Origin of the sequence: Streptomyces sp. NPDC048516, from assembly GCF_043199875.1 — a bacterium.
Classification (GTDB): Bacteria; Actinomycetota; Actinomycetes; order Streptomycetales; family Streptomycetaceae; genus Streptomyces.
Window position 1 is genome coordinate 78,393 of record NZ_JBICWS010000023.1, and the last position, 12,391, is coordinate 90,783.

Consider the following 12,391-nt stretch of genomic DNA (forward strand, 5'->3'; position numbering starts at 1 on the left):
ACGGGGCCCTGACGGGGCCCTGACGGCAGGGCCCCGCCCTCGCCCGGCCCTGACCTAACCCGCCAACCCGCCCGGCCCGCCTAACCCGGAATGTTGTCGAAAGGGCCGGTCAACCGCCGCAGCAGACCGGCCAGTTCGCCGCGCTGCTGGCGGGAGAGCTCGGCGAGGATCGCGCGCTCCTGTATCAGCAGCCCGGCCAGCGACTGGTCGGCCTTGTCGCGGCCCTCGGCCGTCAGCCTGACCAGCACTCCGCGCCGGTCGCTCGGGTCGGGCAGGCGCTCGACCAGGTTCTTCTTGGCGAGCCGGTCGATGCGGTTGGTCATCGTCCCCGAGGTGACCAGCGTCTGCGTCAGCAGCGCCCCGGGGGAGAGCTGATACGGCGCCCCGGCGCGCCGCAGCGCGGTGAGTACGTCGAATTCCCAGGGCTCCAGGCCCACCTCGGAGAAGGCGATACGGCGGGCCCGGTCAAGGTGTCTGGCCAGCCTGGATACACGGCTGAGGACCTCAAGTGGTTCCACGTCGAGGTCCGGGCGCTCGCGGCGCCATGCTGCGACCAGTCGATCGACCTCGTCCTCCATGACGATCAGTGTAGAGGGTCTGTCGACATGAAGTCTCTTGACGTCGAGATATATTTCGCTGGACTATGGGGCATCGTCGGCGGGGGCTCGGTTTCCAGCCGAGACGGCCCGAATCCGACCGTGCCAGCCTTGTGTCAGCCCTGCATCGGCAAAGGGGTTTCGATCATGCATGACGCACCCATCTGGGATCCGCAGCAATACCTCCGCCACTCCGGGCACCGTACCCGCCCCTTCCACGACCTCCTCGCCCGGATACCCGACCTGCCCCGGCGAGGCCGCCCCGCCCGCATCGCCGACCTCGGCTGCGGCCCCGGGAACGTCACCGCCCTGCTTGCCGCACGCTGGCCCGACGCCCACATCACCGGATACGACAACTCCCCGGAGATGCTGAAGGAAGCCGAGGCCCACGCCGGCCCCACCGCGGACGGCGGCCACCTCGACTTCGCCCCCGCCGACGCCGCCGACTGGGCCCCCGGGGAGACCTACGACCTGATCGTGTCCAACGCGGCACTGCAGTGGGTCCCCAACCACCCGGATTCCTTCGCCCGTTGGGTCGATGCCCTCGCCCCCGGCGGCACGTTCGCCTTCCAGGTCCCCGGCAACTTCACCTCGCCCAGCCACGCCCTCCTCGGCGAGCTGTGCGACGCCCCCCAATGGCGCGAACGACTCACCCTGCACGGCCGCCGCTTCGTCCATATCCTCGAACCGGCCGATTACCTGGAGCGCCTTACCGACCTCGGCTGTGCCACCGACGCATGGGAAACCACCTACGTCCAGCTCCTCAAAGGCGATGACCCGGTCCTCGACTGGGTCAAGGGCACCGCCCTGCGCCCCGTCCTGACCGCCCTGGAGAACGACCCGGCCGCCCGCGAGGCCTTCCTCGCCGAATACCGCGACGCCCTCCGCAAGGCCTACCCCACCGGCCCGCACGGCACCGTCTTCCCCTTCCGCCGCATCTTCGCCGTGGCCCGGAAGCCGGCGGCGGGCTGATACCGGCTGGTGCCTGCGGCTCCGCTGCCCCCGCGGTTCCGCCGACCTCCGCGGATGCCCGCTGATTCCTGGAGGCGATGGGGACGGTTACGGAATGGGATCCTTGTGGGTGAGCGTGCCGGGAAACAGCGCCAGGAATTCCTTGTCCTGGGGGACCATCAACGTCCCCCAGGAGCCATCGCCGAAACCGAACTGGAACTCCTTCCGCCCGCTTGCCCGGTGACGCGTCCAGGCCAGGGCGGTACGCGGAAAGCAGGCGCCCGCCTCGACCGCACGGTCGGTCTGTGACCGCCGGATGTTCTGCACGTAGACGAATCGCAGCTGATATTCGGTGAGCGCGACAAAGGTGATGACACGGGTCTCCGCATTGGGCTGACCGGCTGCCAGCCACTGGCCCGCCAGGCTCTCCCAGGTGCCGAAGAACCGCCCGTTCTTCTTCTGCCGCTTCACCCGGGCCGTGGGGTCGCCGGTGGCCTTGACCGGCCCGGGTCGCGGGTCGGTGAGCGTCGCGGTCTCAAAAAGAAAGGAGAGGAAGCCGCGCCGCCGGTCTCCCGGCCTGCTCTGTCCAATCAGCACCTTCGGCTGCCGGTCGGGCGGCACATCGGCATCGTCCTCCCGGCCGTCGGACAGGGCGCGGCCGACCTCGAAGGCCCCCACCAGCCGCTCATTTGCGGGCAGCGCTGAGGCGATGCTTGTCAGCAGGTCGGGTTCCATGACGTGGGGCGCTTCCTTTCGGGGGTGGGGCGTTGTCTCGGGGCGCCGGCCCCTGGGCCGGGTCCCGCGGCTCCACGGTTGCAGGGCTACGGGATGGGGCCCCGCTTGCCGAGGGTGTGCGGGAAGTACTTCGCGCATTCGTCTGTGCCGGGACCGAACAGTGTCCCCCACGAGCCATCGGTGAAACCCAGCTGCACGTCATGGTCGTGGGTGCCGGTCAGACGGGTCCAGGAAAGGCACTCCCGGCGGAAGGCCGGACCCCGTTCGATTGCCTCGTCCGGTTTCCCGTTCCAGTGGTTGTACTGCGCGTACACGGAGTGGAAATTTCTTTCGGTGAGTGCGACCGCGGTGACGACGCTCGCCTTGGCCCGCGGCTGGGCCGGCCGCCGGCCAGTACCACGGGCCGGCTCAGCTCCTCTTAGCCGAACAGGGAATCGGCAGGGGCGGAGGAACGGGTACACGGAGAGGTCACCTCGGCGGTAAACCGGCCGGCGGCGGTGTCCACCGAGGCCGTGAGCGCATGACCCACCGACCGCTCGGACGCCTCGTCCCCGGCCCGCAGGCCGACCCGTTCTCCGGTGACCTCGCCGTCCGTCCGCCACCCTTGCGACGCGAAGCACTCGACCACCCGCGGCAGCGCGCGGCTGAGATCGCCGTTCGTCACCTCGCCGATGTACCAACTGTGCCGGGCTGAGCAAGCGGACCGCAGACCCTTGGCCCAGCACTCGGAGCAGGTGAGGGAGGCGACGTCTCCGCCGCCCATGCTGCCCTGCAGTGCCACGGCATCCATCAGTCGGCTGGAGTGCCAATACAGCTCCTGCTTCACCCCGTCCGCCGGCTCGACCGTGGCCGGGGCGCTCTGCCGCATGGCCCGATAGTCTTCGATCTCTTGGTCGGTACCCCAGTCGATGGTCTTGAGAATCTCGGCGAAGAGCTCGGAGTGCAGGTCCCAGCCCTCCGGCGACGGGGAAGCGAGCTCAAAGATCAGCATCTCTGCGGTGTCCGGCAACGGTACGAACACCTGTATCTCGGATTGCGCGATCAGCTCTTCCCGGCCCGTGGGCGACGCCTCCGCTGCCATGACGAATCCTGAGCCACCGACCCGGGTGAGAGCGGGGCCGCACGGAAGCTCCACCGTCTGGAATTCGTCGTCGGGGTGCTTGCGTTCCAGCAATTCGCGGGTGGTGCGCAGCACGGACGCCTCATCCTCGCTGTCGTGCTCCACCTGGCTGACGACGATCGTGGATGCCGTGGGCCGCCCTTCCACTTCCAGGAAGCACATGCCCGCGTAAATGACGTTGGCGTCGGCCATCGCCTCCAACTGGGCGCCGATTCCGAGTGCGAAGCGAAACTGCTCGTCCGCGGAGTGCTCGGGCATCAAGTCGGTGGCGAGCGCATGGAGGCTATCGGCAACCGCTTCCAAATCGGGTGCGTCCACCGGAAGTTCCCGGATGAACTCCGGCATGATCCAGCCGATGCGCAACTGCCCCGACCGCCGGGCCGGCGGCGGTGCCGCTACGGCAGAGTCATCGATGCTTGGTTCTGCTGGTGACATTCGTGCGCTTCTCCCGTCGTTCAGGCCGCGAGTGTCTGATGGAACTTGCTGCCCGACGCGGCCTGTGCCTCGCCGCCGGAGTGCTGCGCGGTGCCGTGGAGAAACGAGCCGGCCTTGGTGGCGAGCTGAATGCCGTGAATCGTGCCGTCCGAGAGCGGCTTTCCGACCGCTCCCAGCCCCTTGTTCATCCACTTCATGCTGAGTGGCTTCGCGAGACCCGTGCGGATCGCGTCGGGTGTCTCACGTGCGATCATCTTGACATTGCCAAGGCCCTTGACGGCACCACCGATCTTCGTCGTCAGCTTTGCCGTGCTGGCGGCACCCTTGAAGCCCGCTCCCGCTGCCTTGAACACGCCGCCGACTCCGGGGATGACCCCCAAGGCGTCCAGGCCGATCTTCCAGCCCGGTGTGCCGTTGCCGCGCGCCATGCCCATCCAGTGACCCGCCATGGCCCCTGCCGCGCAGACGGCGGAGGCACCGCCCAGGAGAGCGGATGCCGCCTGGCCGACCACAGGAATCACATTGACCGCCAGGGCGGCCGCCGCCAGACCGGCGGAGATGGTGGAGAGCGTGTCAGCGTGCTCCACCAGCCAGTCCTTGAACCCTCGCCACGCGCTCTTCAGGCCGTCGATGGCCTTGTTCCACCAGTGGAGGTCCGGCGGGTGGTTCTCCGAGGCCTTGAGGATCGCGCGTTCGGCTTCGCCGGCGCGGTCCTTCCACTGGGCGTAGATGCGCTCGGCCTCGCGGACGAGGTCGTCCAGCTTGTCCTGGGAGTTGTCGACCTTGTGCGTGGCCGTGTCGATGTCGGCGAGGAGCTGCTTGAACCCGGGGTCCTCCGCGTCCACCGTCATCAGGTTGAGGCTGTCGTACCGCTTTTTCAGCCGGTCGTAGTGCTCCCGGTTGGCCGTCACGTCCTTGCGGGCCGCCGCGGCCTCCGACTCGATCTTTTCGGCCTTGTGCTGGAATCCCTGCAGATGGGTGTGCCAGCCCCGCAGGGCCTTGGCGCAGTCGTGCATCGATTCGCTGCCCTGGTGAAGGTACTTGGGCAGTTCGCCGAGCTTCTTCGCGAAGTTCTGCGCCGCTTCACCTTCCCACGCGCCGTCGCTCTTACCGATCGACTTGAGCATATGGTCGAGTTCGTCGAGCTGGTCGCCCACGGACTTCACATCCGAAGCGAGCGCCTGGATCTGGTCCAGATCTCCCTTGGCCGGATTGAACTTGACGCCGGGCCAAGCCGAGTCGTCTTCGATGAATATGCTGCGCCAGGACATGCGTCTCCCCGTGTGATCAATCTTTGCTTCGGCAGCGCGTCGAGCCGATCAGGCTGCGCCGGTGGTTACTTCTTGCCCATCAACTTGGCGTTCTCTTCTTCGCCCGCCTTATAGGCGTCCAGCGTCAGCTTGAGCTTCTCGTGAATCTCTTTCGCGGCGCCTGCGATCCGCTTGATGCCGTCACCCCACTGATCCTGGAACTCGTCACAGGCATCGTCGAGGCCATCGGTGCCCAGAGTCTTCGGGCCCACCTTGTTGAGTCGGTGCTGCGCATCGCGCATGCGGTCGTCCGCATCCGCGAGCTTCTTGAGTATCGTCTGGATGCGCTCGACATCGATTTTGAAGTCTGTCGCCACGGCCGCGATTCCCCCATCGCTCAGCTAATTCCTGGATGCGACGATCCCGGATCGGCGCATTTGCTCACCGTACCGCGACCGCCCGACGGGGTGAAAGTACAGGGTTAAAGGAGGGGTAATGTGCAGCGAGGTGACACGGCAAAGATGCATTAAGGGTCAAGTGTGGGTTATGCCGGATATGTCGCCAGATGGAGAATTCCCATATGAGGCTTGTGTGGCGGCACTCCGTGAAAATCCGCATGACGGCGCTCACGCAAAGGGGCGGGCGCGCGGCCCCATTGCTACGCGCCGTACAGCACGGCCTGTGCATAGATGAGGTTCGCGTCCAGCAGTCGGGTATCTGCGCGGTACCGGCCGGATTTGTAGTCGAGGGCGGGCTTCCGTGGCCCCTTGCCGGCCCGTGTGCGCCAGTGGGCGCGGCGGGGCTTGCCCCAAAGCCACCAGCTCGAATGTGTATCGCCGTTGAGGAGATTCAGCAACGCGAGAATGACCCAGAACGGCGAGAATACCCAGTATGTGATCCAGCCGCGGATATTCCCCTTATAGGCGGTCATGCCGCACTGCCTGCTCGCGTCCTCCATGCGCCACGCCTGACGCATTCCTCGGGGGGAACGTTCGTGGGTCACCTGGCCTATGATCCGGCCGTGTCCGTCATGCACTGCATAGACGGTCCGGGGGCCGGTGGCGCCGGTCTGAGGGGTGATGGTGCACAGGGTTTGTGCAGGCTCTGCCGCGGTCGTCAGCGTGAAGGCCGGCTGTTGCTCGGAACTGGTGATGTGGTGATGGACCCGGGCCAGCGTCGTGCCAGGGGCAATCTTCCCGGTCCGCCCCGGGTGCAGGATCCCCCATGCCGTACACCCCGGCAGCGCGGAGAATTCCTTCGCAGCGTCGTTCCGTGTGATGCCGAACGTGACCTCGGACATTGCTCGCTCCATAATTCCTGCTTCGATTCGCCTCGGTCCCGCGGAATTCTCACCCTCGCGCACCCGGGGGAGAGCTCTCTCGCGTTCCCTCAAGGCGCGGCTCCCGGCGACGGACCACCAGGTGCCAGACGGCGAGCAACGGCAGGAGTGCCGCTGGGCCCGGCGCCGTCGCAGTACGCCCTCACGCCCTGCGGTGCTCTATCGGCGCTATGCGCCGTACAGCGCGGCCTGCGCGTAGACGAGATTCACATTCAGCATTCCGGTGTCTGCGCGATACCGGCCGGTGTTGAAGTCGAGGGCGGTCTTCCCCGATCCGCCGCCGGCCCGCATACGCCAGCGGGCACGGGAGGGCTTGCTCCACAGGGAGCCCCCCGGATGCAGGTCGCCATAGACGAGGAAGATCAGCGCCATAACGGCCCAGATCGGGGAGACCGCCCAGTATGCGATCCAGCCGCGGATATTCCCCTTGTAGGCGACCGCACTGCACTGCTTGACCGAGTCCTCGATGCGCCACGCCTGGCGAATTACCAGCGGGGAACGCTCGCGGACGATCCGGCCGATGAGGTGGCCGGTTCCGTCATGCACCGCATAAGCGGGCTGCGAGCCGGCGGCGCCGGCCTCGGGGGCGACGGTGCACAGGGTGTGGGCGGGTTCCGTCCCCGCCGTGAGGGTGAAGGCCGGCGCGTGGTCGTCACTGCCGCCCTGGCGGTGAACCCGGGCGAGGGGCGATTCGGCGGCAATCCGCCCATTTCCCGTTTGGAGAGCCCCCCACGCCTCGTGCCCGGGCAGCGCGGAGAAATGCTGCGCAAAATCTTCCTGCGAAAGGCAGAACGTTATCTCGGACATTCGGCTCGCTGCTCCCGTTCCGGATCGCCTCGACAGACGCGGTACATGACGACGGCCGACCAGTGTGTCAGACAACGATCACCCGGCGGGCCGCCCATGAGGCGCCACCCCCGAGAGCCCTGCCCTGACAGCCCCGCCCCTCCCCGTCCCTCAGTTCTTCCGATGCCCTATCAACCGCGGCTTCGCCTCCAGGTTGCCCAGGCCGTGCCAGGCCAGGTTCACCAGATGGGCCGCCACCTCGGCCTTCTTCGGCTTGCGGGTGTCCACCCACCACTGGCCGGTCAGCGCGACCATGCCGACCAGGGCCTGGGCGTAGAGCGGGGCCAGCTTCGGGTCGAAGCCGCGGGCCTTGAACTCCAGGCCCAGGATGTCCTCGACCTGGGTGGCGATATCGCTGATGAGGGAGGCGAAGGTGCCCGTGGACTGGGCCACCGGGGAATCGCGGACCAGGATGCGGAAGCCGTCGGTGAAGGTCTCGATGTAATCGAGCAGCGCGAACGCCGCCTGTTCGAGGAGTTCGCGGGGGTGTCCCGCGGTCAGTGCGCCGGTCACCATGTCCAGCAGCTGCCGCATCTCGCGGTCCACGACCACCGCGTACAGGCCTTCCTTGCCCCCGAAGTGCTCGTAGACCACCGGCTTGGAGACCCCGGCCTTCGCCGCGATCTCCTCCACCGAGGTGCCCTCGTACCCCCGCTCGGCAAAGAGCGTGCGACCGATGTCCAGCAGCTGCTCCCGGCGCTCCGCACCGGTCATCCGGACCCGGCGGGCCCGCCGCGTGCCCGCGGCCGGGGAGGGCTTGCCCTTGCTGTTGCTCGTGCTGCTGTTGTCGATCGCCACCCGTCAATCATGCCTTCCCCGCCTACCGCCGGGACGTACCCCCGGCGGCGGGCTCCGCGCGTCGGGCGTCGATACGGGACGCGTCCGGCCACCGGACGTCATACGCCCAGCCCGCCTTCTCGAACCAGCGGATCAGCCGGGCGCTGGAGTCCAGCTGCCCCTTCATCACCCCGTGCCGGGCGCAGGTGGGGTCCGCGTGGTGCAGGTTGTGCCAGGACTCACCGCAGGACAGGACGGCCAGCCACCAGACGTTGCCCGAGCGGTCGCGGGACTTGAAGGGGCGCTTGCCCACCGCGTGGCAGATGGAGTTGATCGACCAGGTGACGTGGTGCAGCAGCGCCACGCGGACCAGGGAACCCCAGAAGAACGCGGTCAGCGCCCCCTGCCAGGACCAGGTCACCAGACCGCCCACCAGCGGCGGGATCAGCAGCGACACAGCCGTCCACAGGACGAACTGGCGGGAGACCGTACGGATCGCATCGTCCCTGATCAGGTCCGGTGCGTACTTCTGCTGCGGGGTCTGCTCCTCGTCGAACATCCAGCCGATGTGCGCCCACCACAGGCCCTTCATCAGGGCCGGCACCGTCTCGCCGAAGCGCCACGGGGAGTGCGGGTCGCCCTCGGCGTCGGAGAACTTGTGGTGCTTGCGGTGATCCGCCACCCAGCGCACCAGCGGCCCCTCGACGGCCAGCGAGCCCATGATCGCCAGCGCGATCCGCAGCGGCCGCTTCGCCTTGAACGAGCCATGCGTGAAGTAGCGGTGGAAGCCGATCGTGATGCCGTGGCAGCCGATGTAGTACATCGCCACCATCAGCCCCAGATCCAGCCAGCTCACCCCCCAGCCCCAGGCCAGCGGTACCGCGGCGACCAGCGCCACGAACGGGACGGTGATGAAGAGCAGCAGCGTGATCTGCTCGACCGACCTGCGTTGCTCGCCGCCCAGCGTCGCGGACGGTGCCGCGGCGGCAGCGTCCGGACCGGCGGATGAACCGGCAGGAATCGGGGGATCTTCTACGGCTTCGGAACCAGCGGTCATGGTGTCCCTCGTCGGGGGGGCTCGGGGGCACGGCTACGGCTACGGGACCGTAACCTACGGTCTCGTAAGTATGGCAGCGCCACCGTCACGGGCAAGGCCGTGACAGGCGCCACACCTACCCCCTGTGACGCATCTGCCCACCCAGCGGACGGTGTGATCTGCTGACACTGGGCAGACCTATCCTGGGGACGTCGGACAGCGCGGTCCGCAACCCGCCCGCATCAGACCTGCCCACCCGTCGCCCGCCGGCACCTCTCCCATGAGCCGCGGTACGACGCCCCTGATCGCTGCAAGGAGCCGCACCTGTGAGCAGTGCCGACAACACTCCAGCCGAGATCGCGCCCATCGAGAGCCTGGACCCCGGCCCGAGCGACAACATCGCCCTGCGTGCCGATATCCGCCGCCTCGGTGATCTCCTCGGCGAAACCCTTGTCCGCCAGGAAGGCCAGGAGCTCCTTGACCTCGTCGAGCGGGTCCGCGCCCTGACCCGCTCCGACGGCGAAGCCGCCGCCCGGCTCCTGGGCGACACGGACCTGGCCACCGCCGCCAAGCTGGTGCGCGCCTTCTCCACGTACTTCCACCTCGCCAACGTCACCGAGCAGGTGCACCGCGGCCGTGAGCTGGGCGCCAAGCGCGCCGCCGAGGGCGGCATCCTCGCCCGCACCGCCGACATGCTCAAGGACGCCGACCCCGAGCACCTGAAGGCGACCGCCCGCAACCTCGGAGTGCGCCCCGTCTTCACCGCGCACCCCACCGAGGCCGCCCGGCGCTCCGTCCTCACCAAGCTCCGCAAGGTCGCCGAGCTGCTGGACAGCACGGACTCCGAGCGCCGCCGCGCCGACCTCCGCCTCGCCGAGAACATCGACCTCATCTGGCAGACCGACGAGCTGCGCGTCGCCCGCCCGGAGCCCACCGACGAGGCCCGCAACGCCATCTACTACCTCGACGAGCTGGGCCGCGGCGCCGTCGGCGACGTCCTCGAAGACCTCGCCGCCGAGCTGGAGCGGGCCGGCACCGAGCTGCCCGCCGGCACCCGCCCGCTCACCTTCGGCACCTGGATCGGCGGCGACCGCGACGGCAACCCCAACGTCACCCCGCAGGTCACCTGGGACGTCCTGCTCCTCCAGCACGAGCACGGCATCACCGACGCCCTGGAGCACGTCGACGAGCTGCGCGGCGCCCTGTCCAACTCCATCCGCAACTGCGGCGCCACCGACGAACTGCTGGAATCCCTCCAGCACGACCTCGACCTCCTCCCCGAGATCAGCCCCCGCTACAAGCGGCTGAACAGCGAGGAGCCCTACCGCCTCAAGGCGACCTGCATCCGCCAGAAGCTCGTCAACACCCGCGACCGCCTCGCCGGCGACACCCCCCACGTCCCCGGCCGCGACTACCTGGGCACCGCGGAACTCCTCGACGACCTGGCCCTCATCCAGACCTCGCTGCGCGAGCACCGCGGCGGCCTGGTCGCCGACGGCCGCCTGGAGCGCACCCTGCGCACCATCGCCGCCTTCGGCCTGCAGCTCGCCACCATGGACGTCCGCGAGCACGCCGACGCCCACCACCACGCCCTCGGCCAGCTCTTCGACCGCCTCGGCGAGGAATCCTGGCGTTACGCGGACATGCCGCGCGACTACCGCCGCAAGCTCCTCGCCAAGGAACTGCGCTCCCGCCGCCCGCTGGCCCCCACCCCGGCCCCGCTCGACGAGGCCGGCGCCAAGACCCTCGGCGTCTTCCGCACCATCGGCAAGGCCAAGGACACCTTCGGCCCCGAGGTCGTCGAGTCCTACATCATCTCCATGTGCGCCGGCTCCGACGACGTCTTCGCCGCCACCGTCCTCGCCCGCGAGGCCGGGCTGATCGACCTGCACGCCGGCTGGGCCAAGATCGGCATCGTGCCGCTCCTGGAGACCACCGACGAGCTGAAGATCGCCGATCAGCTGCTCGACGAGATGCTCGCCGACCCCTCCTACCGGCGCCTGGTCGCCCTGCGCGGCGACGTCCAGGAGGTCATGCTCGGCTACTCCGACTCCTCCAAGTTCGGCGGCATCACCACCTCCCAGTGGGAGATCCACCGAGCCCAGCGCCTGCTGCGCGACGTCGCCCACCGGCACGGCGTACGGCTGCGCCTCTTCCACGGCCGCGGCGGCACCGTCGGCCGCGGCGGCGGCCCCTCCCACGACGCGATCCTCGCCCAGCCCTACGGCACCCTCGAAGGCGAAATCAAGGTCACCGAACAGGGCGAGGTCATCTCCGACAAGTACCTGGTGCCGTCGCTGGCACGGGAGAACCTGGAACTGACGGTCGCCGCCACCCTCCAGGCCTCCGCCCTGCACACCGTCCCCCGGCAGTCCGACGAGGCGCTGGCCCGCTGGGACGCCGCCATGGAAACCGTCTCCGAGGCCGCCCACGGCTCCTACCGGCGCCTGGTCGAGGACCCCGACCTGCCCGCGTACTTCTTCGCCTCCACCCCCGTCGACCAGCTCGCCGAGCTCCACCTCGGCTCGCGCCCCTCGCGCCGCCCCGACTCCGGCGCCGGCCTCGACGGACTGCGCGCCATCCCGTGGGTCTTCGGCTGGACGCAGTCCCGCCAGATCGTCCCCGGCTGGTACGGCGTCGGCACCGGCCTCAAGGCCGCCCGCGAGGCCGGACTCGACAGCGTCCTCGACGAGATGCACGAGCACTGGCACTTCTTCCGCAACTTCCTGGCCAACGTCACCATGACGCTGGCCAAGACCGACCTGCGGATCGCCCAGCACTACGTCGACACCCTCGTTCCCGACGAGCTCAAGCACGTCTTCGACGTCATCAAGGCCGAACACGAGCTCACCGTCGCCGAGGTCCTGCGCGTCACCGGGGAGAAGACCCTCCTCGACTCCAACCAGGTCCTCAAGCAGACCTTCCACATCCGCGACGCCTACCTCGACCCGATCTCCTACCTCCAGGTCTCGCTGCTGGACCGCCAGCGCACCGCCGCCGAGCGCGGCGAGGAGCCGGACCCGGTCCTCGCCCGGGCCCTGCTGCTCACCGTCAACGGCGTCGCCGCCGGACTGCGCAACACCGGCTGACACCACCCGGCCGGACACACGACGGGGGGGCCCCCCCGCCCCCCCCCCCCCCGGGGGCCCGCCGCGCCCCCCCCCCCCCCCGCCCCCCCCCCCCCCCCCCCCCCCCCCCCCCCCCACCCCCCGGCGCCGGCGGGGCCCCCCCCCCCCCCCGCCCGCGGCGCGGGTGAGCAGTCCGCGCACCGCGGCATAGCCGTCCTCGCCGAGGTCGGCGGTGAAT

Annotated in this window: 12 protein-coding genes; 2 read left to right on the forward strand and 10 right to left on the reverse strand. The window is 69.0% G+C overall.

Annotated features, from left to right (window positions below):
• Nucleotides 1-80 precede the first annotated feature (80 nt).
• Nucleotides 81-578: a MarR family winged helix-turn-helix transcriptional regulator gene (locus ACGFR7_RS32385; RefSeq protein WP_088798071.1), complete on the reverse strand. Its 498-nt coding sequence runs from the start codon at nt 576-578 to the stop codon at nt 81-83.
• 165 nt (nt 579-743) lie between these two features.
• On the opposite strand from ACGFR7_RS32385, the gene ACGFR7_RS32390 reads away from it, so the two are divergent.
• Nucleotides 744-1,568 carry a trans-aconitate 2-methyltransferase gene (locus ACGFR7_RS32390; protein ID WP_393326081.1) on the forward strand — a complete coding sequence of 275 codons (825 nt, stop codon included), beginning with the start codon at nt 744-746 and terminating at the stop codon, nt 1,566-1,568.
• An 87-nt stretch (nt 1,569-1,655) separates the two neighbouring features.
• On the opposite strand, the gene ACGFR7_RS32395 is transcribed toward ACGFR7_RS32390, so the two are convergent.
• The 9 genes from ACGFR7_RS32395 to ACGFR7_RS32435 form a co-directional block, all read right to left on the reverse strand.
• Complete coding sequence (locus ACGFR7_RS32395) at nt 1,656-2,282, reverse strand: hypothetical protein (protein ID WP_393326084.1); 627 nt, start codon at nt 2,280-2,282, stop codon at nt 1,656-1,658.
• Between the two features lie 86 nt (nt 2,283-2,368).
• The gene (locus tag ACGFR7_RS32400) at nt 2,369-2,596 is read right to left on the reverse strand and encodes a hypothetical protein (protein WP_393326087.1); all 228 of its coding nucleotides are present in this window, start codon (nt 2,594-2,596) and stop codon (nt 2,369-2,371) included.
• A gap of 104 nt (nt 2,597-2,700) precedes the next feature.
• Nucleotides 2,701-3,747: a hypothetical protein gene (locus ACGFR7_RS32405; protein ID WP_393326089.1), complete on the reverse strand. Its 1,047-nt coding sequence runs from the start codon at nt 3,745-3,747 to the stop codon at nt 2,701-2,703.
• Between the two features lie 110 nt (nt 3,748-3,857).
• A complete protein-coding gene (locus ACGFR7_RS32410) occupies nt 3,858-5,108 on the reverse strand; it encodes a putative T7SS-secreted protein (protein ID WP_393326092.1) in 1,251 nt (416 codons plus the stop codon).
• A 65-nt stretch (nt 5,109-5,173) separates the two neighbouring features.
• The gene (locus ACGFR7_RS32415) at nt 5,174-5,464 is read right to left on the reverse strand and encodes a WXG100 family type VII secretion target (RefSeq protein WP_393326094.1); all 291 of its coding nucleotides are present in this window, start codon (nt 5,462-5,464) and stop codon (nt 5,174-5,176) included.
• A 281-nt stretch (nt 5,465-5,745) separates the two neighbouring features.
• Nucleotides 5,746-6,387 (reverse strand): hypothetical protein, encoded by a 642-nt coding sequence (locus tag ACGFR7_RS32420; protein ID WP_393326097.1) that lies wholly within the window; start codon nt 6,385-6,387, stop codon nt 5,746-5,748.
• Between the two features lie 207 nt (nt 6,388-6,594).
• Nucleotides 6,595-7,233, reverse strand: coding sequence for a hypothetical protein (locus ACGFR7_RS32425; RefSeq protein ID WP_393326100.1), 639 nt, complete (start codon nt 7,231-7,233; stop codon nt 6,595-6,597).
• Nucleotides 7,234-7,383: 150 nt separating this feature from the next.
• Nucleotides 7,384-8,070, reverse strand: coding sequence for a TetR family transcriptional regulator (locus ACGFR7_RS32430; RefSeq protein ID WP_393326102.1), 687 nt, complete (start codon nt 8,068-8,070; stop codon nt 7,384-7,386).
• A 22-nt stretch (nt 8,071-8,092) separates the two neighbouring features.
• Nucleotides 8,093-9,106, reverse strand: a complete 1,014-nt coding sequence (locus tag ACGFR7_RS32435; RefSeq protein WP_393326104.1) for an acyl-CoA desaturase — start codon at nt 9,104-9,106, stop codon at nt 8,093-8,095.
• Nucleotides 9,107-9,450: 344 nt separating this feature from the next.
• Between ACGFR7_RS32435 and ppc the strand changes: the two genes are divergently transcribed.
• A complete protein-coding gene (gene ppc, locus ACGFR7_RS32440) occupies nt 9,451-12,174 on the forward strand; it encodes a phosphoenolpyruvate carboxylase (RefSeq protein ID WP_393326113.1) in 2,724 nt (907 codons plus the stop codon).
• The last annotated feature ends 217 nt before the right edge of the window (nt 12,175-12,391 follow it).